Source organism: Paenibacillus sp. FSL R7-0204 (assembly GCF_038002225.1).
GTDB lineage: Bacteria > Bacillota > Bacilli > Paenibacillales > Paenibacillaceae > Paenibacillus_AQ.
In genome coordinates this window covers 3,972,031-3,998,626 of the sequence record NZ_JBBOCA010000001.1, presented here as the reverse complement: position 1 = coordinate 3,998,626, position 26,596 = coordinate 3,972,031, and the positions used below count along the sequence as shown (strand labels likewise).

General features: G+C 54.0%; 20 protein-coding genes. 17 read left to right on the top strand and 3 right to left on the bottom strand.

The features are described from left to right. Positions 1 to 53: 53 nt before the first annotated feature. From MKX42_RS17655 to MKX42_RS17635, 5 genes are all read left to right on the top strand, one after another. The gene (locus MKX42_RS17655) at positions 54 to 1,658 is read left to right on the top strand and encodes an extracellular solute-binding protein (RefSeq protein WP_340753635.1); all 1,605 of its coding nucleotides are present in this window, start codon (positions 54 to 56) and stop codon (positions 1,656 to 1,658) included. Between the two features lie 103 nt (positions 1,659 to 1,761). After that, positions 1,762 to 3,228 (top strand): response regulator, encoded by a 1,467-nt coding sequence (locus MKX42_RS17650; protein WP_340753634.1) that lies wholly within the window; start codon positions 1,762 to 1,764, stop codon positions 3,226 to 3,228. Then, a complete protein-coding gene (locus MKX42_RS17645; RefSeq protein ID WP_340753633.1) occupies positions 3,225 to 5,048 on the top strand; it encodes a sensor histidine kinase in 1,824 nt (607 codons plus the stop codon). Before MKX42_RS17650 ends, MKX42_RS17645 begins: the two co-directional genes overlap by 4 nt. Before the next feature lie 716 nt (positions 5,049 to 5,764). Beyond that, positions 5,765 to 8,887 carry a family 43 glycosylhydrolase gene (locus tag MKX42_RS17640; protein ID WP_340753632.1) on the top strand — a complete coding sequence of 1,041 codons (3,123 nt, stop codon included), beginning with the start codon at positions 5,765 to 5,767 and terminating at the stop codon, positions 8,885 to 8,887. Positions 8,888 to 8,907: 20 nt separating this feature from the next. Then, on the top strand, positions 8,908 to 10,620 hold the full coding sequence (locus tag MKX42_RS17635; protein ID WP_340753631.1) for a hypothetical protein: 1,713 nt from the start codon (positions 8,908 to 8,910) through the stop codon (positions 10,618 to 10,620). Positions 10,621 to 10,771: 151 nt separating this feature from the next. On the opposite strand, the gene MKX42_RS17630 is transcribed toward MKX42_RS17635, so the two are convergent. From MKX42_RS17630 to MKX42_RS17620, 3 genes are all read right to left on the bottom strand, one after another. Further along, a complete protein-coding gene (locus MKX42_RS17630) occupies positions 10,772 to 11,914 on the bottom strand; it encodes an alpha/beta hydrolase (protein ID WP_340757720.1) in 1,143 nt (380 codons plus the stop codon). Positions 11,915 to 11,932: 18 nt separating this feature from the next. Further along, the gene (locus tag MKX42_RS17625; protein WP_340753630.1) at positions 11,933 to 12,592 is read right to left on the bottom strand and encodes a TetR/AcrR family transcriptional regulator; all 660 of its coding nucleotides are present in this window, start codon (positions 12,590 to 12,592) and stop codon (positions 11,933 to 11,935) included. 139 nt (positions 12,593 to 12,731) lie between these two features. Next, positions 12,732 to 13,709, bottom strand: coding sequence for a biotin--[acetyl-CoA-carboxylase] ligase (locus MKX42_RS17620; protein WP_340753629.1), 978 nt, complete (start codon positions 13,707 to 13,709; stop codon positions 12,732 to 12,734). Positions 13,710 to 13,935: 226 nt separating this feature from the next. On the opposite strand from MKX42_RS17620, the gene MKX42_RS17615 reads away from it, so the two are divergent. The 12 genes from MKX42_RS17615 to MKX42_RS17560 all read left to right on the top strand — a co-directional run bounded on the left by MKX42_RS17615 (position 13,936) and on the right by MKX42_RS17560 (position 26,596). Further along, complete coding sequence (locus MKX42_RS17615; RefSeq protein WP_340753628.1) at positions 13,936 to 14,487, top strand: biotin transporter BioY; 552 nt, start codon at positions 13,936 to 13,938, stop codon at positions 14,485 to 14,487. Between the two features lie 6 nt (positions 14,488 to 14,493). After that, the gene (locus MKX42_RS17610) at positions 14,494 to 15,987 is read left to right on the top strand and encodes a class I adenylate-forming enzyme family protein (RefSeq protein ID WP_340753627.1); all 1,494 of its coding nucleotides are present in this window, start codon (positions 14,494 to 14,496) and stop codon (positions 15,985 to 15,987) included. Next, positions 15,984 to 17,138, top strand: coding sequence for a thiolase family protein (locus MKX42_RS17605; RefSeq protein WP_340753626.1), 1,155 nt, complete (start codon positions 15,984 to 15,986; stop codon positions 17,136 to 17,138). Before MKX42_RS17610 ends, MKX42_RS17605 begins: the two co-directional genes overlap by 4 nt. A gap of 46 nt (positions 17,139 to 17,184) precedes the next feature. Next, positions 17,185 to 17,985, top strand: a complete 801-nt coding sequence (locus MKX42_RS17600; RefSeq protein ID WP_340753625.1) for an ATP-binding cassette domain-containing protein — start codon at positions 17,185 to 17,187, stop codon at positions 17,983 to 17,985. Continuing rightward, a complete protein-coding gene (locus MKX42_RS17595; RefSeq protein ID WP_340753624.1) occupies positions 17,970 to 18,824 on the top strand; it encodes an ATP-binding cassette domain-containing protein in 855 nt (284 codons plus the stop codon). The genes MKX42_RS17600 and MKX42_RS17595 overlap by 16 nt, the downstream gene beginning before the upstream one ends. Continuing rightward, entirely contained in the window at positions 18,821 to 19,585 is a 765-nt protein-coding gene (locus tag MKX42_RS17590) for an energy-coupling factor transporter transmembrane component T family protein (RefSeq protein WP_340753623.1), read from the top strand. The genes MKX42_RS17595 and MKX42_RS17590 overlap by 4 nt, the downstream gene beginning before the upstream one ends. 41 nt (positions 19,586 to 19,626) lie before the next feature. Continuing rightward, positions 19,627 to 20,826: a phosphoenolpyruvate hydrolase family protein gene (locus MKX42_RS17585; protein WP_340753622.1), complete on the top strand. Its 1,200-nt coding sequence runs from the start codon at positions 19,627 to 19,629 to the stop codon at positions 20,824 to 20,826. A gap of 74 nt (positions 20,827 to 20,900) precedes the next feature. Next, a complete protein-coding gene (locus MKX42_RS17580; protein ID WP_340753621.1) occupies positions 20,901 to 22,130 on the top strand; it encodes a Tm-1-like ATP-binding domain-containing protein in 1,230 nt (409 codons plus the stop codon). A 13-nt stretch (positions 22,131 to 22,143) separates the two neighbouring features. Next, on the top strand, positions 22,144 to 22,974 hold the full coding sequence (locus tag MKX42_RS17575) for a phosphoenolpyruvate hydrolase family protein (RefSeq protein WP_340753620.1): 831 nt from the start codon (positions 22,144 to 22,146) through the stop codon (positions 22,972 to 22,974). Between the two features lie 96 nt (positions 22,975 to 23,070). Beyond that, positions 23,071 to 24,462, top strand: a complete 1,392-nt coding sequence (locus MKX42_RS17570) for an erythromycin esterase family protein (RefSeq protein WP_340753619.1) — start codon at positions 23,071 to 23,073, stop codon at positions 24,460 to 24,462. Between the two features lie 221 nt (positions 24,463 to 24,683). Then, on the top strand, positions 24,684 to 26,051 hold the full coding sequence (locus MKX42_RS17565; protein ID WP_340753618.1) for a right-handed parallel beta-helix repeat-containing protein: 1,368 nt from the start codon (positions 24,684 to 24,686) through the stop codon (positions 26,049 to 26,051). Next, positions 26,048 to 26,596, top strand: a complete 549-nt coding sequence (locus tag MKX42_RS17560; protein WP_340753617.1) for a nitrous oxide reductase accessory protein NosL — start codon at positions 26,048 to 26,050, stop codon at positions 26,594 to 26,596. Before MKX42_RS17565 ends, MKX42_RS17560 begins: the two co-directional genes overlap by 4 nt.

Below are 26,596 nucleotides of genomic sequence, written 5' to 3'. Positions count from 1 at the left end.
GAAAGCTATAATCTGGATTACTATCATGATAAGAGATGAAAGGGTGGTATACCGTGAAGACAGGCATTAAGAAAATATCGGCCGTTCTGTGCAGCACCGTGCTGCTGGCCGGCGTTGCAGCGGGCTGTGGCGAAAGTGGCAAAGAGAGCAAAGAGACAGCCGCGCCGGAGTCGTCTAATGCAGCAAAATCTCCTTCTGATCCTCCTGCAAAGCTGACGGTGGAGGTGTTCGACAGAGGGGTTCAGGGCCAGCCGGATCTGAATAATAATTTCTGGACGAAATATGTGAATGAGCATTTCGGCAAGCCGAATAACGCCATTGTGGAATATGTACCGGTTCCCCGGTCCCAGGAGGTTGATAAGCTGAACGTATTAATGGCTGCGGGCCAGGCTCCGGACATCTCGTTCACCTATGACGGGACACTGGTGACCCGCTTTGCCAAAAGTGACGGCCTCTACACGCTCGACGAGCTGCTGGAGAGCCACGGCCAGCAATTAAAGGCTTATCTCGGGGAGAACGTTCTCGCTTACGGCAAATATAACGACAAGCAGGTATCCATCCCGGGCAAGCGCACCCTGCTGGCCTGGAACGGGATGTTCATCCGTAAGGATTGGCTCGACAAGCTCGGGATGCCGCTTCCGACCAATAGAGATGAGTTATACAATACGCTGGTGGCCTTCCGCGACAAGAACCCGGGCAATGTGAACGGCGTCATTCCCTGGGCAACGGCGGCAGCCGGCATGAACTACACCTTCGGCAACCTCGTTCAATCCTTCTGGGGCCAGATGTCAGAGGAGGAATTCGTCACCACGCCGAACTGGCTGAAGCCGGGCAACAAAGATGCCTACAAATGGCTGAATAAGCTGTATAATGAGAAGCTGATCAGCCCCGATTTTGCCCTGGACAAAACCACCAAGCAGGCGGATGCCGATGTCACCAACGGCAAGGTCGGCTTCTATGCCGCCAACTGGGATTATCCGATGACCCAGAAAATCCGTGAACCACTGAAGCAAAACTCGCCGGATGCCCACTATGTTCCGGTGGATACCTTCAAAAATGCCGAAGGCAAATACCTCAAAGAGGTATATAATGAGAACGGAATCTTCTCCTTCATTCCCAAAAGCAGCAAAAACGCGGAGCTGGCGGTCAAATATCTGAACTGGATGGCGGACCCGGAGGTGATGTTCTTCCTGCAGTTCGGTGAAGAAGGCGTTCACCATACGCTGAAAGACGGCATTCCGCAAGGGATATCACAGACCGGCGAGAAAATGCAGATGAGTAATTTGAACATGGATTATACGATGATTGTTAACGGCGCTGAGCTGGGTGACACCGAAAAGAACGTCAAAACCTATGCCGCAGCCCTGGCCTCCGGGGATAAGCAATATGAGGAACTCGCTATGGAATCGTACAAAATTAACACAACAGACGGCTATTCATCCTTCTATTACGGGGTACCGAACGAATCCAACATCAAATACGGCAAGACGCTGGGCGATATGAACAAGCAGATGATTGACCGGTTGATCGTGGCCAAGGAGTCCGAATTCGACGCCTTGTACGATAAGCTGGTCAAAGAATACATGGATGCCGGCGGTAAAGCGGTTCAGGAAGAGAATGTGAAGAACTACAGGGAAGTCACAGCGAATAAGAAGTAACATCTGAAATACGGATAAACCACCGGCTGTTCATTGGCCTGGTTTATCCGCATTTCCTTTGTGTAACCACATCAGAAGAATCCACAGTCTCAGGAGGATATCCATGTACAAGGTCATTATTGTAGATGATGAGTCGTGGGCGATTAGAGGGATCAGCAATGCCTTTGACTGGGAGCAGTATGGCTTTGAAATCTCGGGACAGTTCACAAGTGCATATCAGGCGTGGGAAGCCATCGCCTTGCAGGAGCCGGATCTGGTGGTCACAGATATCCGGATGCCGGAGATTTCCGGGCTCGATCTGATGAAGCGGGCCAAAGCGCAGGGCATAGACTCGGAATTCGTCATTATAAGCGGGTATGCGGAATTTGAATACGCCCAGGAAGCGCTGCGCTACGGGGCTTTGGATTACTTCCTGAAGCCGCTGGATGTGGATATGACCGATACGTTCCTGGCGAAGCTCGCCCTGCACTTCTCCCGGCGAAGTGCGGCGCGCAATCACCTTCTGTTGGATGCGCTTACCTCGGCAGATGAAGAGGAGATCAGACGCTGCCTTCCTGCCGGCTCGAATGCAGGCTGCTGCCAGGTGCTTGCTGTCCATTATGAGGCAGACAGACCGAAGCTCAGCGAACTGCTGAAGCTGGACGGGCAGCCGGTTCATGTGCTGGAGGTAGAGAACGGAGCAAGCACCCTGCTGGCGGTTCTGATCACAGAGCAGGAGAGTGAGCTGGAAGGAATCACGGATGAATGGCCTGCGGCCGCAGGCAGTCCAGGGCTTCCTGTGGTGGGGATCAGCAGTATCGGCAGCGGGCTTAAGCAGATCAGCAAGCTGATCAAGGAAGCCGAGCTGGCGGCCTCCCGGGTATTCGTGGATGAAGCTTCCGGCGCGGTTCACTATAATCCCAAGCTGCCTCTGGTGAAGCCCTGTATAGATGAGCTGCACTCTATAGTTCATGGCAATCAATACGACAGCATCGAGACATTCATCTTGGGCTTGCAGGAATACTTCAGGCTTCATGAGCTGGGAATGATTGAGGTGGTCTACTTATGGAATCAGGCCGTCGGACTTCTGACGAGCGCCTATTCGGAAGAACTCAGAGACATGGAGCTGGAGTTCCTGAATTATGCCGAGCTGAAGGAGCGGTTCGAGGATCTGGAGTCGCTGTGCAGCTTCCTGCATGACGTTCTTACCGTGCTCCGGCAAGGGAATAGCCGTGCTTTGCAGGAAGGGGATATTCTCTCCTGCTTCAACCGGATGGTCGCCTATATCGACCGGAATTATGAGCAGAAGCTGTATCTGAAGGAGCTGTCGGTCCAATTTTTCATCAATCAAGTGTATTGCTGTCAATTGTTCAAGAAGAATCTGGGCAAAACCTTCTCTGAATACGTGGCTGAGCTGAGGATCAGGAAAGCCCGCGGGCTTTTGCAGCAGACAGACCTGTCCATTGAGAGCATTGCCATCCAGTCCGGGTATGTAGATTACTATTATTTCAATAAGGTGTTCAAGAAGCACTGCGGGATGACGCCCGCCAAATTCAGAAAAAGGGAAAGTGAACGGAGCAGCAGGCCATGAAGACCGGCAAGGTGAAATTGAAGCATCAGCTATGGCTGTTCATCGTGTGCTCCATCCTGATCTTTATGGTCATGGAGTTCTACTTCTTCTACAGCTTCTCGAATCTGACACAGAAGCGTGCGGTCACCTACAGCAACAAGATGATTGAGCAGACCCGCCGCAAGATTGATTCGGTGTTCAATGATATCCGGATCAGCACCGGCTTTGCGGTCAACAGCAAGCTGATTCAGGAATTCACCATAGCCGATGATGATTACAAAAGGGCGTTCGACAGCGCTCCCTATGCCCTGGATCTGATGGAATATATGCGGTCCTTCAATTCCTATGTGAACGGCATCATGATCAATGACCTCCAGGGAAGACGCCTCTCCAGCGAGGATTCTGCAAGCGGCGATATTTTTTATATTAACCTGTATGAGACCTTTATCCGCCCGTACAAGAACGATCCTGCGCTTCGGCAGAAGGGGAAGTTCACCGCCATTCTGAAGGATGACCGGACAGGGACAGATCAGTTCTTCTATATTGCTCCCATTGTGGAGTCGATCGGGGGCGTCCATTTCTCACAGATTACGGGTTACTGCATGGTGATGGTCAATATGGACAAAATGCAGGGACTGGTCGCGAATACGGAATTAACGCAGAACTCCACCTTGTATATTCTGAATAACCGGGACGAGGTGGTTGCCTCCACCAATTCCTATGCGCGGGGCAATGTGATCAAAGATGTGCTGTCTATGGACAAGAACCAATTACTTAACGGGGTAAAAGCAACGATCGGCGGCAAGGAGGTTCTCGTTCAGGTTAAGGGGCTGGAGCAGGCTGACGGGTGGCGTGTGGTCAGTATGATCCCGGTGCAGGAACTGACGGCCGACATGATTCCCATGCGGAAGGTTAGCATTATGGTCGGCCTTGGTATTATTGTGAGTATGATTATTACAGGCAGCTTCTTCTTGCACAATCTGATGCGTCCCCTGATGGGATTGGTCATGGATATGAAGAAGGTGGCAGGGCGGGACAGAGGCTTCCGGATCAAAGTCCGGTTCACCAACGAGGTGGGGCTGCTGGCCCAGGATATTAACCGGATGATGGACGAGATGGACGAAATGACGCGGGAGATGTTCAATACCCAGGCCAGACTATATGAATCCGAGCTGAGCCAGAAGCAGGCGGAGTTCTCTGCCCTGCAGAGCCAGATTAATCCCCATTTCCTGTATAATACGCTGAATTGTATCAGCAGCATCGGACTGGAGTACGGAAGCCGGGAGATTGCGCAAATTACGTACTGCATGTCCAAGATTTTCCGCTACAGCATCAAGAAGGATGATCTTGTGCAGATCCGGGAAGAGGTGGACTGCATTCAGGCTTACATGAAGATTATTCTGATCCGCTACGAGAATAAGTTCTCGCTGGCGCTTGATGTGGAGGAGAGCTTGCTGGAGCAGCAGACGCCCAAGATGATCCTCCAGCCCATCGTTGAGAATTCGGTCTATCACGGGCTGGAGCGGATGGATCAGGGCGGAAGCCTTCAGATTACCGGGAGACTGGATGAGTCCGGGGATGTGTGCTTCAGTATTACGGATACCGGAAGGGGAATGGAGCCGGAGGAACTGGCCGCCCTTCAGGGCAAGCTTGGCCTGGAGCATAAGGAGCTGGCTCTGACCGGGCAATCGGCACAGGGCATCGGGCTGCTGAATATTCATAACCGGCTCCGCCATCTGTTCGGCGAGGGGTACGGACTTACCGTTGACAGCCGATTGGGCTATGGGACAACCGTGAACGTGAAGATTCCGAAGCTGCCGGGCAGCGGAGATAGCAAGTGAGTGTGTATCAGGGGACCTCCGTTAAGCGGGAGGTGCCCTGTTTGTCTGCATGGGGGAGGGCTTAGCCGCCACACCGCCGCTATAACAGAGTAAGGCCTCTGGATGATTCAAGCGGGAAGGGAAGAGTGATGATTAAGGTGGATGTTACCTGGGACGAGTTGAGCTTACAGCTATTGAGTAATGAGGAGCATTAATGCACCTCAATTCGGCGGTTATGAGAAATTCGGGCGAATGAGGGATATTTGTGCACCTGATTTTGCCGAAAGCAGGCAATATCCAGAAATGAGGAGCACTAATGCACCTGAATCTGGCGGGCGCTCCCCTTGGAGGCGGGCCGGAAGGGGGAACAGTTGGATTTAGTCCACCTGCTAATGGAGATACGGCCAGCTTGAGCCCAGCAGGTGGATAATCAACACTTACTCAAGCGCTATTTACTTAAAGGGCCGAAATCCGTGAGCAACAGTTGCTCTTTTTCCACTTGTTCCACTGCAATCATCAGAAGTCGCAAATTTAAGCTGCGTTTATCCAATTATTTGTTTACTAAGTATCCATTTGTTTGTTTACCCTGAGCCTGGGTTCGTTTTCGCGCTGTAATTATTTACGACTAAAACGGTTACAAAAACAATTTAAGATAGTCCATTTTTTTAAGCAGCCGAGGAAGGTATTATGAGTACGCCAGACGGAATTATCATTCCTGCGAGAAGGAGATGAAAAAAATGAAAGCGGTTTATTTTTCCCGGAAAGAACAGAAGTGGTCCAGAATAAGCGTCAAAGCTACACTGCTCAGCCTCGTGGTTCTGCTCATGCTGCCTCAGTGGGGAGGGAGAGCTGCGGCGGAGGAGTCGGGGACGTCACTGCCAGAGCCGGTAGTGGCTGCACAAGGAGGATCGAATGTGACGGATTTCTACAATGTCATCATGCAGACCGGGGCCGATCCCTGGGTATACAAGCACACGGACGGCTATTATTACAACACCTTTGTTAATGCCAGCGGAGTGATGATCCGCAGGTCGAAGACCATCACCGGCATTGAAGCAGGCGAGCGGAGTCTGGCTTGGTCGCCGGTTAAGGGAACCATGTACAGCTCCAATGTGTGGGCGCCGGAGATGCATTACCTCAAAGATACCGACGGCCAGTACAAATGGTATATCTACGTTGCAGCCGATAACGGAACCAACGCCAACCATCGCATGTACGTGCTGGAGAATGCCAGTGCTGATCCGCTGAGCGGAAGCTGGACCTTCAAAGGCAAGATTACCGATGCCACGGACCGCTGGGCGATTGACGGCACTGTGCTGACGATCGGTGACCAGCACTACTTCATCTGGTCCGGCTGGGAGGACACCGATGGCAGCTTTCAGAACCTGTACATCGCCAGAATGAGCAATCCATGGACGATCAGCTCGCAGCGCGTGCTCCTGTCCACACCGGAGTATGACTGGGAGACCTCCCCCGGCCGGATTAATGAAGGCCCGCAGATTACGATCAAGGGGAACAAGATCAATCTGGTGTACTCCGCCAACGGAAGCTGGACAGACAGCTATAGTCTCGGCTTAATCACGGCCAGCACCAGCGCCGATCTGATGAATCCCGCTTCCTGGACCAAGCGTAATCAGCCGATCTTCTCCAGCGCGAACGGTGTCTATGGTCCGGGCCATCACAGTATCGTGACTTCACCGGACGGGACCGAGAACTGGATCATCTACCATTCCGCCCGCTGGCCGGGCTCAGGCTGGACCCGCAATGTCCGCGCGCAGAAGTTCTCCTGGAACGCAGATAACACGCCGAACCTGGGAGAGCCCGTTAATCCGAACAGTCCGATAGCAATCCCATCAGGCGAGCCAGCCCGGATTCGTTATGAAGCAGAACAAGCTCTGCTTGTAAAAGATCCCGCTGGCACTTCATCCCCAGCGGTCCGGCGCGAAAGCTCCGCCTCCGGCGGGATGAAAATTACCAGCCTCGCGAACGCCTACGACTACGCCCAGTTCAACGTCAACGTGCCGGAAGCGGGCTTCTATGTGCTGTCCGTGCGCAACAGCAACGGTTCAGCGAATGCCGGGGACGCCTCCCATATTCTGTCGGTCAACGGCGGTCCTGGAGCGTCGATGAATATCGTCTATTCCGGCGCGAACCGCTGGGGAGCCTCCACGGCGAAAATCTATCTTCAGCAGGGAGACAACGTTCTCCGCTTCACCAAGGGGAACAATCTGGCCGACATCGACAGCCTGGATCTATCCCGGCTGAATACCTCGGAGCTGCTTTTTGGGGCTCCCGGATATACGTTTGGTCTTAACGAGGCCCGCAGCCTGCCCCTCTATACAGTAACAGGCACTACTTATTCTGCTGTCACGGCGGGTGTGGTCCTGACCTCGTCCGATACGAGTGTAGCCGGGATTCAAGCAGGGAATCAGGTGAAGGCCGCCGGGGCAGGAAATGCAACCATTACCGCCACCTATAACGGCAAAACCGCAACCGTTGCAGTTAACGTCAAGGCTGATCCGAAAACAGTACAGTCCTTGGCGCTCAGCGGGCCGGAGCCTGTGCTGATCAGCGGCCAGACGAGTTCACCGCTGCGGGCAACAGCATATTACAACAATTATGAAGTTCAGGATGTAACAGGAAGTGCGCAGTACACCAGCAGCAATCCAGGCGTGGCGGGAGTTGACCCGGCTACCCATACGGTAAATGCCGTTCAACCGGGCATAGCGCAAATTACAGCCGTATCCGGCGGCAAGCAAGCTACCTTCGGCATAACGGTCATTGCCGCTTCAAATGCCGTTCAGGTCACTACAACATTAAAGACGCCTTCAGGAGTGGTTCCTGCACTTCCGGGCGTTGTAAATGCCGTCTACCACAACCAGACGGTTCAGGCCCAGGTGGCCGGCAGCGAGAAGGCAGGACTGGACTTCAGCACCATTGGCACGGTTCAGATTCCTGTGACGCTCAAGATCAGCGGCCAGGAGTTGTCCTCCACTATCTCTGTAGAGGTTGTACCTGGTTATGGTCTGGATGAGATCGTAAGTCAGTTGCGCAGCAAGCTGGCAAATAACTCTTATCCGCTTGGAAACGGGGCAGGCAATTATAGTGCAGCCAAGTATGCGGACTTCGTTGCCGCCGTGGATCATGCGGAGGCGCTGGCGGGCAATGCGGAATTGACGCAGGCGCAGTTCAATGCAGAGCTGAATGCACTCACTGAAGCGGAAGCCGCCCTGCTGGCTTCGCTGAATACCACACAGAACGGGATAACTTATAAGGCATACCGGGATTTCTCCGGCGATACAACCGGCAAATATCCCTATGGCATTACAACGCAGGATCTGACGAATGGCGCCGCCGCTGTGGTTCAGGAGGAAGCCGGTAATAAATTCCTGCGGCTGACCACAACCGGAGTAGCGGGCAAAGCCAACCTGTTCCTGCCCTATGCGGGGGATGTAAACGCTGAAGGGAATCAGCGCATTGTCATCGAGTACCGCGTCCGCTTAAACAGTAACTTCCAGTATGCCAACGGCGCTATGGTAAGAAATGATAGCGGGACCGGCAACTATTCGATGGTGACGGCGTTTGATTCCGGGAAAATCCTGGTGCAAAATGGCGGCTCCAACAAGGTAAAGGTGAGAGACTTCTCGCTGGGCACATGGTATACCATCAAAATGGTCGCGAACTGGGACGCCAAGACGTACAGCGTCTATATCAACAATGAATCTGTTCCGGCTGCTACAGATTTCGCCTTCCGCCATACCGGCGGCGGCACGCTGACCGGACAGCTGTTCGGCGTAGACGGTTATGCGAACGCGTCCATCGATTTTGACGATTTCAAGGTTAGGGTTATCGGAGATTAACCAGCGGAGGGAAAGACAACATGTCAAGTCAAGCTTACGAAAAGTTCACACCGTTACACAACGCCAAGCTCGTTCTGGGGTATCTGACCTCTATGGTGGATGCGCAGGAAGACAATCTGCCCTATTGGCTGGTACTGCCGCACAAGAAGCCTGCCGAGGCAGCCCATTGCCGGGTGGACGATGCGGAGCTGGTCGGCTCCTGGTATGAGGCCATAGATGCGGTGCGCAAAATGCTGAAAACGGAGGAAGGCGCTGCGGTGCAGCAATCCTTTTACCGTCATCTGATGAAGTCCTGGGGAGAGCACGGCCTGCGCTTTCATGAGCCTTATCCGTGGACGCATACGAATCATAGTTCTTTTCATGAGATGGGCTATATTCTTCCCGCGCTGAACCGGATGCTGGAGAATGATCCCGGGGATAAGGAGGCGGAGAGCAGAGCGGCCGGGCTGGTTAGGGGAATGCGCTCCCTGGTGATTGAGCGGAAGGTCCGAACGTTCTGGTCGGGGGATTATGAGGAGCAGGAGCCGCTGTACGAATTCCCGAATGATGTGTATTTGAAGGACTGCGGATTCGATCTGTCCAGGCATACCGGGCGGGGGGAGCAGGCGATCCGCAATGCCATTGTCCTGCATTCTCTGGTGCGCAGATATGAGATTGCCGGGGATGAGGCGGCACTTGATCTCGCAACGGGTCTCGCCAACCACCTGCTCGGACCTTCGCGCTATTTCAATTACAAGATGGAGTTCTTCGGCCATGTCCATTCCGCAGGCTGGGTAGCTTCCGGTCTCGTACATCTGGGCCGGGTAACAGGCAAGGAAGGGTATATTACCGCAGGTAAAGGAATCTATGATTATATCCGCAGCCTGTCCTCCTCCTTCGGCTGGGTGCCTGAGTATGCCCAGTGGCATCCGCCGCATGAGGAGCATTGCGAGACCTGCTGCATCAAGGATATGATCGAATGTGCGAATGAGCTGATTCTGGCCGGATATGAGGAATATTGGGAGGATATGACCCTGTTTGCGCGGAACCAGCTGGTGGAGAATCAGCTAAAGGTATCTTCCTACGTAGTCACAGACAACACCCGGCCTGACGAAGCAGGCATAACCTACAGGGAGATTGATAAAAGAATGATCGGGGGCTTCACCGGAGGCTCGCTCGTCAATTCCATGTCATTATCCAAGTTCCGCTCTATTGCGGGCTGTTGTGTCGGCATGGCTCCGGTAGCCCTGGAGATCATATGGAACCGGGCGGTGGAATTCCAGAATGGCACAGTAATCGTCAATATGCCGGTGGATAAAGAGACGGAGGAGGCTGCCGTCATCATGAGTTATCCCGATCAGGGATATATGTCCATTACAGCCAAGCAGCCGTGCGATGTTGCGGTACGGGTCTATGAATGGATGGGGCAGAACCTCAGCATGAAGATTAACGGAGCCTTCTGCACACCTGAGAGGGAAGGAAATCTGCTTGTTATCCGTAGTATAGGAGCAGGGGATACTGTAGAACTGGAGCATCCAATGGAAACACTGACTGTGAAGGAGATCGTGCGCGGCGAGGAATATAAGGTATCCTGGAGAGGCTGTGATGTCGTAGATATCTTTCCCCGGGGAGAGCATTTGCGGCTGTACCAGCGTGATTTACGCCTCCCGAAAGTATATCCCACGCCAGAAGATATTCACTTCACCGGAGCGGCCAATTACGGGCCCACCCAGCAGGCGCAGGGGAGCAAATAATTTCAGCGCTGGAGCAATAAGCCGTAATTGAAGCATAAGCCACAAATAATCCGCAATTGAAAAACCGCACCGCGCAGATATTGCTTGCGGGGTGCGGTTTTTTGGCGTTTTAGATATTTCTCTTTTGCCGGGAAGATTGAGGCTGTACCTCTTACTTGTGATTGGTCTTCCTGATCAAGTCCACGCCATCGTAAGCCAGACTTTCCACACTTGGCGTCTTCTGCAGTAAGTATTGTTCCAAAAAGGTCTTCGTATAGTCTGTAACCAGATTTCGCATTTCCATCGCATCCCGTTCGCCTCTGAGCTCCTCACCAGCTCCGGTAAACACGATGTCGCAGTAGTCTAAATGCGCAACCCGGTCAACAGAGAAATAATAGGTTTCCCTGCTATTGTTAGCGCCAATGACCGCATTCATGTTGTAGTTGGGTTCACGATACAGCAGCAGGAACGGCGTGTTAAGATCGCTATCGAGGAGACCGAATGCACCGCTGTCTAAGCCAATCCCGCAGGCGAACCGGTCGTCGTCCCGGCAGACCATCGCCGTCGTAAGCCCTCCATACGAATGTCCGATGATGCCCATGCCGGTGTCAACAAGCAATCTGCCTTTAAAGATAGAATCCAGCTCTCCAGTGTCCAGCTTGTACAGAACATCGGCTACAAAACGCACATCTTCTGCCTGTAACTCACTAAACTCTGTTAACTTGGCAACTACCGGGAGTGCAAGCACGTTACGGCACATCTGAACGGCAGTTTCATCGTCAGGCCGCAGCTCCATCGTACCAGCCAGCGCCAGCATCTCCGGATCTTCAGACAACGCTATGATAGCATCGGAAAAATCCTTGGATACATTAAACAGACGCCCGTCTATACGCTTATACATCGTGCTATTCGGATGGCCGATGCTTACCACTACATATCCCATGCTGGCCAAGTCTGTACAGAGCACTGTTCCCCATTCCGGAGAGCCGCCCCCGCCGCAGACATAGAATAACACCGGGTAGCGCTGTTCCTTCGCAGAGAGAGCAAGGTCGACGTAACACCGGGTCTTGAACTCTATGGAGAAAAAATCGCTCGTAACATACCCGGTGACGAGTGGCTGATCCTTTAACATCCCGTAAACTTCAGGAAACATGTATGATGATGTAGCTTTACCTTCGCTGCTGTCAGACGGATAGAACACGAACGCCGTCAGTTCTCTCGTGGAATGATCCGCTGCCGTGTACTCCAGATCCATCTGAGTCCGGCCAACAGTATAGCTGCCGACAGGTGCTGGAAAAGCCTCATAAGTTTTCATATGCTTGTTCATACACTTCTACTCCTTTGCTTTTTTAATATCGCTAACCAGCTCGGAATATTTATGATCTTCAAGCAGACCATGACCCATAAAGTCAGCAAAGTATTTGCTAAGCTTATGCTGCATCTGAGAATCCTTAATCCCGAATTCCCTGTAAAACATGACTAAATTAAACTGCATAGATTCAAACATAAATGAAATCAGGTCATCGTCAATATCAGGCCGGAGATATCCGTCCACCCTCAGCCGCCGTATAATGTCTTTGATTAAGGGGAAGGACTCGCCCTTTAGCACATTCAGATATACTTTAAGTAAAATGTCCTCGGGAATGTGTAAAAAAGTCTCAGTAAGCTTGATCTCCAGCTCATTCAGCGGCTCGGCTACATTGCCATTCACGTTACCAAATAAGCCGGTAAGGAAAGACCGGAACAGGGAATCTTCAGTACTGTTATTAAAATACGCAGCTCTTTTCCGGGTCACATTGCGTATTAAGTGGCAATACAGGTCATCTTTATCTTCAAAATAACGGTAGAAGGTTCCGGGGTGCATAGACAAACTATCCAGAACCATCTTCATTGATATATCCTCATAAAGATGATCCACAAAAAGCTGCATAGCCCTGTTCGATATTTCCTCGCGCCTGGCTTCAGCCAATCGAAAGAACGTATTTTTTGGCATCGCGTCCTCCTTTAATGCTTGGTGTGAACTCATTCACACTATATCGATAATCAATTCACATGTCAAATATCGGAGCCGGAACAATGGCATTAAAAAACCACAACCCGCAAGTAACACTTGCGAATTGTGGTTTGAGGCCTTAGAGCAGAATACGAACCTCGCCGCTCGACAGATATTCCTCCCCGCCATTCGGATACCGGACCTTCAGGCGGCAGTCATTGTCGATATCAACGGCGGTTGCCGCTTGCTCTTGATGCTCCTTAACAACCATGACTGTCTCACCCAGGGACATCATACGCTGCCGGTAGTCGGGCAGGAACAGCCGTTCCTTAAGCTGCTCATAATAACCCATGAAGCGGTTCAGCACTTCGGCTGTAAGCCGGTTCCGTAAATCCCCTTCGGGGTTGCCGGCCTCATAGATTGAGGTTGCCACTCCTGACAGCTCTGCGGGAAAGCCTCCGGAGGGCAGCGTCACATTGATCCCGATCCCGAGTACGGCATAATCCAGCCACTCGCTCTCCAGGGACAGGGAAGCCTCGGTGAGGATTCCGCACACCTTTTTGCCGTTCATGAATACGTCATTCACCCATTTGATCTGCGTGCTGAGGCCGGATACGCTCTCGATAGCCAGAGCCACCGCAACGGCAGCAGAGGTAGTCAGTAGCGTAGCATCCGCCGCCGACAGCCGGGGACGCAGCAGGATGCTCATATAGATGCCCGTCCCTGCAGGGGAAAAGAAAGGCCGGCCTTTCCGGCCCCGCCCGGCGGTCTGCTCCTCCGAGAGAATAACTTTGCCTTCCGCTTCACCGCCGGAGGCCAGCGCCTTCACCAGCTCGTTCGTGGAAGCCACGCTCTTGAAAACTTCAAGCCGCAGCGTTTGTCCCCTGGCATCCAGGTATTTGGCAACTGCTGCGGCGGACAAAATGTCTGTCAGGGGGGACATGGAGTATCCCTTATTGGTGACGGCCTGAATGGAATAGCCGTCGCTCTGCAGCGATTTAATGGCCTTCCAGATTGCGCTGCGCGTTACGGACAACCGCCCGGCGATGTCCTCGCCGGAGAAGTATTCACCCTTATTGCTGTCCAGTAAGGCCAGGATATGTTCTTTGACTGTCATGCCTATAAACCTCCACAAGTATAACGTTCCGATCTCATCTCTTTAAGTATATTAACATGCTTAGGATCATTAGAAAAATCAGGTATACACACATCCATATTGTGAACCAAATATTAATTTATGGTTTACAATAAAACCGTCCTCCACTATAATTCAGCTTGTTGGCTGGACTCCCTAACCGGAAGGCCGTCCAATTCCTGTATCTTATCTCGTGGAGGTTATTGAATTGAGAATCAAAGAGTTAGTCTATGCGGCCTTATTCGCCGCGCTTATCGCGGTGCTTGCCCTGATCCCGCCAGTATCCCTCGGTTTCATCCCTGTTCCTGTTACTGCCCAGACGCTTGGTGTCATGTTGGCCGGCTGTTTTCTGGGCTGGCGGACGGGTGCGCTCAGCCTGACCATTTTCCTTATCCTCATCGCGTTGGGCTTGCCGGTATTACCAGGCGGACGCGGCGGGCTGGCTATACTGGTTGGACCGACAGCAGGCTATCTGTTCAGCTGGCCGCTGGCAGCCGGACTGATCGGCTGGTTTGCTGAAGCGGTCTGGCCGAAAGTGCGGGCCTGGAAGCTGTTTGCCATTAATCTGATCTTTGGCGTTCTGCTTGTGAATCTGATCGGTGCTTCTGCCATGGCCTGGATCACGAATACTCCGCTCTGGACCGGACTTGCCGGATCTGCGGCTTTTCTGCCCGGAGATCTGATCAAGGCACTGCTGGCTGCTGTGATTACGATGCAGCTTAGGCCGCTCAGTCCGCTTGAAGACAAGAGAAGGGGATAAGCAGCGATGAATCTGGCCGAACTTATTCTGGAACGCGCACAGCAGGTCCCGCACCGCATCGCGATATCGGACGGGCAGGAAGAGTTTACATACGCAGAGCTTGCGGAGCGTGTACGGCAGGTTGCAGGCGGCTTGCGTCATGGCGGTCATACGACGCAGCCCATCGCTATCTTAAGCGGCAACCGCATAGAATTCTCCGAGTTTCTGCTTGGCGCCATCTATGCAGGCTGCGCCCCGGTGCTGCTGGACCCGAACTGGCCGCAATCCGTTCTGGAGCAGGTCATCCGGCAGTGTAAACCCGGGCTGATCGTTAGTGAAGCGCAATATGCTGCGAAGCTCGCAGGCAGCAGCTTCTGCGGAATGATCCGGTTAGTCTTTGACATCGGGCCGTCAACCGGCAGCTACAGGGAGTGGCTGACTGGCTTCGGGCCGGAGGCGGCCGCAGTGAAGAACCCTGAACTGCTGTTCATCGGATACACATCAGGGACGACCGGGGCACCCAAGGGCTATATGCGAACCCATCAATCCTGGGTAATGAGCTTCGCGGCGACAGAGCAGGCCTTCGGCCTGCATCAGATGCAGCATGTGCTTGCGCCCGGACCCTTAGTCCACTCCCTGTCGCTGTTCTCCCTGCTGCAATCTCTCTACAGCAGGGCCACGTTCCATCTCCTTCCGGAATTCGATGCAGAGCGCGCACTCACCCTATGCTCCCGTGTACCGGATATGATTCTGTTCGTTGTGCCCGCCATGACCGAGGCGTTATTACGCCAAGCGGAGTCAAGCAATGCCGAGGTGTCCGTGCAGGCCTTAATCAGCTCGGGCGGCAAATGGCCTATGGCTTCCGCACAGAGATGCCGTGAGAGGTTCAAGGGAGCGAAGCTCTATGAGTATTACGGCTCATCTGAAGCCAGTTATATCAGTTATCAGGAGCTGACCGGAACCGAGCTGCCTGACGCTCTGGGCCGGCCGTTCAGCGGGGTAGAGCTATTGATCTGCGATGAACAGTTCCGTGAGGTTCCTCCGGGTACGGTGGGCGAGCTGTATATCCGCAGCGATATGATCTTCGCCGGATATCATCTCCTGCCGGAAGAGACGGCGCGGGTATTCCGGGAAGGCTGGCTGCGGACAGGCGATTATGTTGTGCTGGATGAGGAGGGGCAGCTGCGCCTGACCGGACGCGCAGGCAGCATGATCAAGAGCGGGGGACTGAAGGTGTTCCCCGAAGAGGTGGAGGCGGTGCTGCTCCGCCACCCGGCGATCCGGGAAGTGATGGTATGCGGCCTCCCGGATGAGCGCTGGGGAGAGCAGGTCACAGCGCTCATTGCATGGAGCAGCCCGCAGCGGCTTACGCTGGAAGAGATCCGTAGCTACTGCAATTCGGATCTGGCAAGCTATAAGCTGCCTCGGCAGCTGATCAGCGTGGAGTCATTCACCTACACCGGCTCCGGCAAAATCGCCCGCCAGCTCATGAAGAGCCTGGCGGAAGCGGGGTTGGAATGAAGGAGGCGGTGATGGTTCTGGCCAAGCGGACACCGGTCGGCAGAATCGGCGGGCAGCTCAGTACGCTGGAACCCGAGCAGCTGCTGGCTCCGCTGATTCAGCAGTTGGTCCATGAGGCCCGTCTGCCTCCCGAATGGATTGACGATGTCATCATTGGCAATGTAGTCGGACCCGGCGGGAATATCGCACGCAAGTCGGTGCTTGAAGCCGGACTTCCCGAGACGGTTCCCGGGGTCACCGTCGACCGGCAATGCGGCTCAGGGCTTGAAGCCATTATTTTGGCCGCCCGCCTGATCCAGAGCGGGGCGGGTGAGCTCTTCCTGGCAGGCGGGGTTGAGAGCACCAGCCGGGCCCCCTGGCGGATGCTAAGGCCGGAGACGCTCAGCGGTACGCCTAAGCTGTATACCCGTGCAGCGTTCACACCCTCCGCGCTTGGCGATCCTGATATGGGGCTGGCTGCAGAGTATACAGCGAAGAAATACGGTATTTCCCGGGAGGCACAGGACCGCTATGCGCTGGAGAGCCATATGAAGGCCGTGAAGGCCCAGCGCACAGGCAGATTCGCAGGAGAGCTTGTGCCTGTAGCCAGTGACGGCTTCATCGTCACGGGCGATGAATGCCCGAGGCCGGATACAAGCCTCTTGAAGCTGGGCAGACTGGCGCCTGCTTTTACGGAAGGAGGAACAGTCACTGCCGGCAATGCTTGCCCCCTTAACGATGGCGCAGCACTTGTGCTTATGATGTCCCGGGACCTATGCGACCGGCTGAACCTGACTCCGGTTCTCCGCTTCGTAGACTCGCAAGCCTCTGGAGTAGACCCGCATTATCCGGGCATGGGGCCGGTCCCGGCGGTTCGCAGGCTGCTGTACCGTCAGCGCCTTCACATGGATGAGCTGGATATTGTTGAATTTAATGAAGCCTTTGCCTCGCAGGTATTGGCTTCGCTGCAAGAGCTTCAGCTTCCGCCGGATAAGGTCAACCTTGGGGGAGGCGCGCTTGCGCTGGGCCACCCTTATGGAGCATCGGGTGCAATTCTGATGACGCGCTTATACGCGGAGATGCTGTATCACCCCTATCGCAGAGGGCTGGCCACCCTTGGCATCGGCGGCGGAATGGGGCTGGCTGTACTTGTAGAGGGTATACAACGCTGATGAACTAGATTGATCGTGAAGGATAGAACAGAAAGGAGCCGCACCGATGCTGATTTTTGACAGGGTGGATTATGATTACCGGCAGGGGGAGACGGTACTCCGTCAGCTTAGCTTCGGGATTCAAACCGGCGAATTCGTGGCCGTCATCGGGGCGAACGGCAGCGGTAAATCAACAGCTGCCAAGCTGATGAACGGATTGCTGCTGCCAAGAGCAGGAGAGGTGAGGCTGGGAGCGCTGAGTACCTTGAACCGCCAGAATCTCGTAAGCATCCGCGAACGGGCCGGACTCGTCTTCCAGAACCCGGATGATCAGTTCATTACGGCCTCGGTGCTGGATGAAGTGTTGTTTGGACTGGAGAATCTGCGGGTCCCGAGAGAAGAGATGGGCCGCCGGGCAGGCGCTGCTCTGCGGGCTGTGCAGATGGAAGCTTACGCAGACACTGCACCGCACCAGTTGTCGGGCGGCCAGAAGCAGCGGGTTGCCGTGGCGGCCGTTATTGCCATGCAGCCGGAGATTCTGATCCTGGATGAAGCGACATCTATGCTCGATCCGCAGGGGAGGCAGGAGCTTCTTCAGATCCTGCATAGCCTGCACCGGCAAGGACTGACGATCATCCACCTCACCCATCATATGGATGAGGCGCTGGCCGCTGACCGCGTTCTGCTGCTGTGCCACGGGAAGTTAGCCTATGACGGTCCGCCTTCCCGCTTGTTCAGCAAAGACACTATCGCCGGGCAGCCGCTGGAGCTTCCTTTTGCCGCCAGATTGTATCAAGCCTTAGGACTGGAAGTACCCGTAAGGGCGGACTGGAAGGAGACAATAGAGCAGCTATGGGCTACACGTTAACAGATGTAAGTGTAAGGCTGGACGGCCGGGATATTCTGCAGTCGGTAAGCTGCCATCTGCAGGAGGGGAAGTGGATCTCGCTGATCGGCCGGAGCGGAGCCGGAAAGTCTACGTTTGCCAAGGTGGTCAAAGGGCTGGTTCCCTTCAATAAAGGGGAGTACATACAGAATGGACAACCTATGCCAAGAGACCGCCACGGCAGGCTGAAGGTGGTTCCGCAGATCGGCTATGTTTTTCAGTATCCTGAACAGCAGCTCTTTGCGGCGACAGTGGAGCAGGAACTGGCATTTGCGCTCACCATGCAGGGGGCACCCGGAACAAGCGTTGACCAAGCAATTCATGCGGTTATGGAACAGACGGGGATACCCGCTGCGCTTCTTCCGCAGAATCCGTTCCAGCTCAGCGGGGGGCTGAAGCGGCGGGTGGCGATTGCTTCTGTGCTGATTGCGGACCCGGAGCTGCTGATTCTGGATGAGCCGGCGGCAGGGCTTGATCCCGCAAGCAGAAAGGGACTGCTTAGCCGTATTAGACGATGGCAGGAGGAGAACGGGCGGACGGTGCTGTTCATCTCACATCAACTGGAGGATGTAGCCGAATATTCGGATGAGGTCATTCTTTTGCATGAAGGACGGCTCTTGGGCCATTACGAGGTTAACGAATTATTCTTAAAAGGCCAGGAGAAGATGGAGCAGGCAGGGCTGCCTCTACCCGAACCTATACAGCTCTTAAGGCTCATGGAGCAATTATCCCGGCAGCGGCTGGAGCCTGCAAGCTGCCGGGAAGCTGATATTATGGAACGGGTTAGGGCAGTCTGGCACGGCAAAGGCAAGCGGTCATGAACAGTACAACCGGTTGGGGGCAGTACGTCCATTCAGATTCTGTGCTGCACCGGCTTGATCCGCGGACGAAGCTGCTATGCGTCGTTGGCTTCACCCTGTGCTGTATGCAGCTTAAAGTCCCCAGTGGATATTGGGCAGCGACTGTACTTGCGCTCGGTTCCATGCGGTTATCCCGCCTCCCGCTGTACTTATACCTTAGAGCCCTGCGTCCGGTGCTTTTGTTCCTGCTGCTGCCGCTCATCTATCATCTTCTGTTCAACCGGGGTCAGGACGGCATCATAAAGGAAGTCTTCAGCCTCTGGCGCATTCTGCTGCCGGTCGCGTTTGCGCTGGTCCTGACGGTGACCACGAAGCCGCTGGATTTGGCCAAAGGCCTGGAAGTAATGTGCAAGCCGCTCGCCCGCCTGGGGATTCCGGTCGAAGCCTTCGCCCTGATGGTCATGCTGGCGGTCCGTTTCATTCCGGCTATCAGCCAGGAGCTGGACCGCATTCTTATGGCACAGAGGGCCAGAGGACTAGAGATCGGGTCTCTCCAAGGCCGCCAGCGGCTTCAGGCCTGTCTGCGGTTAGTCATCCCGCTGCTGGCGACCACGATCAGCCGGGCGGAGCAGCTCGCCATGACCCTAGAGGCTAGAGCTTACGGGAACGGGCGGGGCCGGACCTCGTTCAGAATGCTCCGCTTCTCGCGTATCGATATTGCTGCGGGGGGAATCATGCTTGTGTATATTCTGTTGATTCTGTCAGATTGGTGGCCGTGGTAAGATGGACAGGAGAAGAGCGTTGCAGAGAGAAGGGATGAGACTTGAACAGAACAGCCATACTGGAGCGGCTTCAGTCAGAGCTGCGCGAAGGCAACCACATCATCGGCGTCTCGACAGGCACAGGAATTACAGCCAAGGTTGCCGCTGACAGCGGAGCAGACTTCATTCTTATGCTGAACTCGGGCAAGTTCCGGCAGATGGGGAGAAGCTCGCTGGCGGGGTTCCTGCCCTTCTGCAACAGCAATGAGATGGTGATGGATTTTGCCTCGAAGGAGATTGTGCCGCTGGTGAGAGACACTCCGGTGCTGTTTGGGCTGAATGCGAATGATCCAACGAGAGAGATGTCCCTATATATAGAAGAGATCAAGGCCAGAGGCTTCGCTGGAGTGAATAATTATCCGACGGTCGGCCTGATCGACGGGGGGTTCAGAGAGGCACTGGAGGAGGAGGGCATCAGCTATGACAGGGAGGTGGAGGCTATACGTCTGGCTCATCAGCAGGGGTTGTTCACGGTGGCCTTCGTCTTCGACGAATCCCAAGCAGTCCAGATGGCTGAAGCGGGGGCAGATGTGATCTGTGTGCATCTCGGCCTGACCGTAGGCGGATTGCTGGGGGCGCGGAAGGTGGTCTCGCTGGAAGCTGCCAAGGCGAAGGCGCTGCGCATTCTTACTGCCTGCGGTGAGGTTAAGCCGGAGGTGATCCGAATGATCTACGGCGGTCCGGTCAAGACTCCGGTTGATGTTCAGTACATGTACAGCAGCAACATGGAGATTATGGGCTACATTGGCGGCTCTGCCTTTGAACGGATTCCCTCCGAGAAGTCGATTACGGCCATTACCCGCGATTTCAAGCGCCTGGGCAAGCTGGATGAGGATGATCTCGTGGTCAAAATGCTCAGCGGCATCACCCGGCATTATGATTACGTAGAATTCGTCAAAGAATATGTCGCCCAGAACTACAGCGAGGAAGTGGTGTTCGCGGATCTGGCCAAGGTGGCTCATGTCTCGCGCAGTTATTTGAGCAGCTTGTTCAAAAAGGAAGTGGGCTGCAGCTTCCAGAGCTATCTGATCGGCTTCCGTATTCAAAAGGCCGCCATTCTGCTCCAGGCCCCGCACCTGCAATTATCCGAGGTGTCCGCCATGGTCGGCTACCCCGACTATGCCCAGTTCAGCAGAATGTTCAAAAAGCTGATGGGCTGCTCGCCCAAGCAGTACAAATCTAACCTAAACACAAAAACATAGGACATAAAAGCGTTTTCATCCATGAACATGCCCGGTATGATGAATCTATGATTCGTATACGAGGAGGCCACTTAATGAAGACGATCGCTATAGCTGGAACGTTTGATACGAAGGGTGAGGAGTATCTGTACATCAAGAAGCTTGCAGAGGAGCTGGGTCTCAGAGCCCTGATGATCCATACCGGAGTATTCGAGCCAGCCTTCCTTCCCGATGTGTCGAACCGGGAGGTCGCTTCCGCCGCAGGGATAGAGCTGGACGAGCTTGCTGCGAAGAAGGACCGGGCGTTAGCTACAGAAGTGTTGTCTAAGGGACTGGAGCAGCTCGTTCCCCGGTTATACCAGGAGGGGAAATTTGACGGTATCATATCCTTCGGGGGCACCGGCGGAACTTCTCTGGTTGCCCCTGCGATGAGAGCCTTGCCAATTGGCGTACCGAAGGTGCTGGTATCGACAGTAGCATCAGGAAATACGGCTCCCTATGTCGGGACCAGCGATATTATGATGATTCCGTCTGTGGTGGATGTCTCAGGCCTCAATTCGATCTCGACCAGGATCTTCAGCAATGCGATGTTTGCCATCGCGGGCATGCTCCTGTTCGAAGCAGACTATGAACCGGAGAAAAAGCCGCTGGTAGCAGCCACCATGTTCGGAGTGACCACGCCGTGTGTGACCGAAGCGCGCAAATACCTGGAGGAACGCGGCTACGAGGTGCTGGTATTCCATGCCACCGGCATTGGCGGACAGTCGATGGAAGCCCTGATCGAGGCCGGTTTCATTGAAGGGGTGCTGGACTTAACCACCACCGAATGGGCAGATGAGCTGATCGGCGGCGTCTTGAATGCAGGGCCGCACCGCCTGGAGGCGGCAGGCCGCAACCGTATTCCGCAGGTCGTCTCGGTGGGCGCCCTGGACATGTGCAACTTCGGCCCGGCGGATACTGTACCGGAGAAGTTCAAGGATCATAAGTTCTATCAGCATAATCCCACCGTCACTCTGATGCGGACGACCGTGGAGGAGAATGAACAGATCGGCAGAAAACTGGCCGAGAAGCTCAATATGGCGACAGAGAGCACGGTGCTGATGCTGCCGCTTGGCGGCATTTCAGCCATTGATGTGGAGGGACAGCCCTTCTACGGCCCTGAGGAGGACCGGATGCTGTTCGATACCCTGCGCCGGCAGGTGGACCGCTCAAGAGTGGAACTGATTGAAATGGACCTGGCGATTAATGATCCGGCCTTTGCCGAGGCGGCAGCCCGGAAGCTGATTGACCTCATGCAGGCCGCGAAGGCCTCAACCCCACAATAAGGAGGAGCTACTAATGAATAAACAGACCAGAGCTGAGATTATGGATAGATTCAAGCAAGAGGTAGAGGCGGGCAAGATTCTTCTTGGTGTCGGGGCAGGCACGGGGATTACCGCCAAGAGCAGTGAAGCAGGCGGAGCGGATATGCTGATTGTGTATAATTCCGGCCGTTACAGAATGGCAGGACGCGGTTCACTGGCAGGCTTGCTGTCGTATGGCGACGCCAATCAGATTGTGGTGGAGATGGGCTCGGAGGTGCTGCCTGTGGTCAAGGATACGCCCGTTCTGGCAGGGGTATGCGGCACCGATCCGTTCCGGGTGATGGAGGTATTCCTGAAGCAGCTGAAGGAGCAGGGCTTCAGCGGTGTGCAGAATTTCCCTACAGTGGGTCTGATCGATGGCGTCTTCCGCCAGAATCTGGAGGAGACCGGGATGGGCTACGGCCTGGAGGTAGAAATGATCCGTACCGCCCATGAGCTGGATATGCTGACTACCCCGTATGTATTTGATCCTGAACAAGCGCGGGCAATGGCAGAAGCAGGCGCAGATATTCTGGTCGCCCACATGGGTCTCACCACCAAGGGCACCATCGGCGCAGTTACCGCGTTGACGCTGGACGATTGTGTGGAGCGTATTGAAGCGATTATCGAAGCCGGACGGGCGGTCAACCCGGAGATAATGATTATCTGCCACGGCGGCCCGATTGCCGAGCCGGAGGATGCGGCTTATGTCATTCAGCGGACGAAGGGCATCAACGGATTCTTCGGCGCATCAAGCATCGAGCGCTTCGCAGCGGAGCAGGGAATTACCCGCCAGACCGAGTCGTTCAAAGCGATTGGACAATAAGCAGGCTGGCTTTAACCTAATTTTAAACAGGACACCACGCTCGTTTTAACCTTCCCTTGTTAAGCTGATTTCATATACAAAGGGAGGGTTATCATTATGAATCCATTGCTTCAAAAAGCCGTATTGTCCGCCGTGTTGTGCAGTATTACTCTAATGGCCGTCAGGGGAACTGTACATGCAGAAGGAGTGCCGGGAACTGACGTTAGAAGCATGTTGTCCGCAGAAGCCGCCTGGAAGGACAGCATCCGGGCCACTGCGAACACCATTACAACCATTAAGCCGGAGCAGGGCGACACCTATTCCGACCTGGCGTTTCTTCAGCCGATTCTGGCGGATAAACGGATCGTGAGCTTGGGCGAGGCCTCGCATGGGGCAGCCGAATATAATTTGGTGAAGGTAAGGCTAATTAAGTATCTGCATGAAAAGCTGAACTATAACGTCATCGCCTTCGAGTCCAATCTGGCGGATGCAGCCGCAGCATATACACAGGTTAAGGTGCTAAAGCCGCAACAGCTGATGGAGAATTCCGTCTACGGCGTATGGCAGGTGGAAGAGAATCTGCCGTTGTTCGAGTACATAGCGGAGCAGAACCGTACAGATCATCCGCTCATACTGACCGGATTTGACTCCCAAGCCGTTACCGATTCTTTCATTACATTTGTTGAACAATGGTTCTCCGGGGTGGATGCTGCCAAAGCCCAAGCATTTGCCCAGACGGAAGAATGGTATGTGAAGCTTAATATGATTGATGATATCGGAGAGTATACCGCCCAGAAGGAGGCAATCAAGCGCAAATATATGATTTTCCAGACCTTCGTGAAGGATCATGCAGCAGCATTAAGCACAGTTCATCCTAATCAGTCCAAGCTGGTCCAGACCCTTGAGCGTGTGCTTCAGAACCGGATAGATATGCTGGAGTATTACCATCCTCATATTGTTAAGCTGCTGGCGGGTGTAGACCAGGAGAATCAGGTGAAGCAGGGGAGCTATCAGCGGGACCGCGTAATGGCTGGGAATGTAGCATGGCTTGCTAACACAATGTATCCGGGAGAAAAGCTCATTCTGTGGGGACACAACTACCATATCCGTAAAAACAATTCTACGATGATTACTGAGCACAATGGCTTCGGTTATGATCACACACCCTATCCTACAATGGGGGAGATGCTGCCTTGGCCCTTGAAGAAGGATGGCTATGTGATCGGATTGTATGCTTATGAAGGAAGTGCGCATAAGAACAACGGTAAGGTGGAGCAGGTTATGCCGCATGACAAGGGAAGTCTTGAAGAGATTATGGGTGCAGGTGCAGGCGCTGCGCAGTTTATCAACTTAAGAGACACCACGTTAAGCGCGTCCACGGAATGGATGTACACCCCGCGTACAGCGAAGGCATGGGGAGTTTTGGATGAGAAAATGATCCCGCGCGAACAATATGACGGAATATTGCTCATTCGGCAGCTTCAACCGTCCACCCGCATAAAAGATTAGTCTTGCAGCATGTAAAGGCTTCTATATTAGCTGGAAATGGGCACTCTTTAAATAAAGAGTGTCTTTTTCGAATGTTCATAGAACAGAGGATATGATATAAATCACAAAATGGTCACAGACTCCAGCCGGTATAGCCAGTTCGGGCTATAGGCACTTCAATTCCTTTTATTTACACTTAATGCGGGTTTGCACTAGAAACCATCCTACAGTGGGGGTGAACAATGCTTGTACAGAAAAGGTATAACTGCTCCATCGGCATCAGGGTTCTTGTCTTAATGATTGCAAGCCTGATCTTCTTCTCCTTCAATCATGGACGCGTTGTAAGCGCAGACATTAGCGCCGGAGCTCTTCCGCTCCAGCCCATCATTGATTCAGCCCGTGAGGGAGATCTCATCACCCTGGCTCCGGGAACCTATTCCGGTCCGGTCCGGCTGGATAAGCAAGTGACGATTAACGGTAACGGCAAGGCGATTCTGCTGCATACGGATAAGGACGAACAGGCTGCGGTGCTGATCGCGTCAGACGGTGTAAGGCTTGAGAACCTGAAGATTCAGCAGAATAATGACGGGGAAGCGGCAGCGGTGCGCGTTGAAGCAGACAGGGTCACCCTGAAGGGGCTGGTGATTCTTTCGGCAGGGTACGGAATACTGCTGCGTGAAGCCGATGGCGGGGTGATCTCGGATAATAAGATAAGCTGGTTCATTCCCAAGGGAGAAGCACCGGGAACGAGAGGCAACGGGATCGATCTCTATAACTCTCACGGCGCTGTGATCCGGGGCAACAACATCGCTTACCTGCGGGATGGTATCTATCTGGAGAACAGCCGCAATACGGTGGTGGATCAGAACAAGCTTTCTTATCTGCGGTACGGGGTCCATTGCATGTATATCAATGGATCGAAGGTCACTACCAACACAGGGGAATACAACATTACCGGCGCGATGGTGATGGGTGTAACGGATGTGGTCGTGTCCGGGAACTCCTTCCGCAAGCAGAGCCGGAATGTACATTCACAGGGGATTCTGCTCTACGATGTGCGGAATTCAGAGATTATGAACAACAGGGTCGAAGGCAACCGGGTGGGGATTTACATGCAGCAATCCTCGGATAACAAGCTGCAGCAGAACCTGGTGCTCCGCAACTATATCGGCGTGCTGTTCGAGAATGCAGAGGGCAACCGCTTTGAGCGTAACGGGTTTGTGGCAAACGTCATTGAGGCCCAGGCCACAGGCAGCAGGGACAATGAGATGAACGGGAATTACTGGGACGCCTTTGGCGGACTGGATCTCACGGGGGATGGGGTCAGCGACCTGAAATATGCGATCAACCCCTTCTATCAGCAATTGGTTGCGGGGAATGCAGCGTATCAGCTGTTTTTCCAGTCACCGGGGATGACGTTCCTGAGCGATATGTACACCGGCGGTTCGGCAGGGTGGTCCACCGATTCAGCGCCGCTAATGCAGCTTGAGGCAGGTACAGTTAGCCCGGATCAGGCGGCAGGCGGACAAGGCACGGTCATGGTAGCGGGCTGGCTGCTGCTGTTCCTATCCGTAATTACAATAATATACTTGGGGGTACTGCGATTATGAAACGATGGAGTCTGGTCTTGATGGTAGCAATGAGTCTGGTGATCCTCGCGGCTTGCGGACAGAAGAAATACGAGCCGGTAGCGATTAATGAAGACGTCGATATCTGTGTGGTCTGCAATATGCAGGTGAAGGATGATGCTTTTGCCACTCAGCTAACGACCAAGGACGGCAAGAATTACAAGTTCGATGATATCGGCTGTATGAATGAGTGGAAAAAGAGCAACGGCACGGAGCAGATCGGCATGGATTATGTCCGCGACTATAACGACAAGAGCTGGGTTGAATTCAGCAAGGCGAGCTATGTCTATGACGCTTCTCTGCGTACGCCGATGGCTTATGGAGTGATCAGCTTCAAGGATAAGGCGGCAGCAGAAGCATTCGTGAAGGAGCAGGCGCTAGGCACTGTGCTGACCGCCGGAGAGCTGGCTTCCCATGAATGGAAGCAGAACAAGGATATGATGAATATGGACATGCAGAGCGGGGAAGGTCATATGGATGAGCATAGCTCAGAAGAAGGCACGCATTCCGAAGAGACGGATATGTGA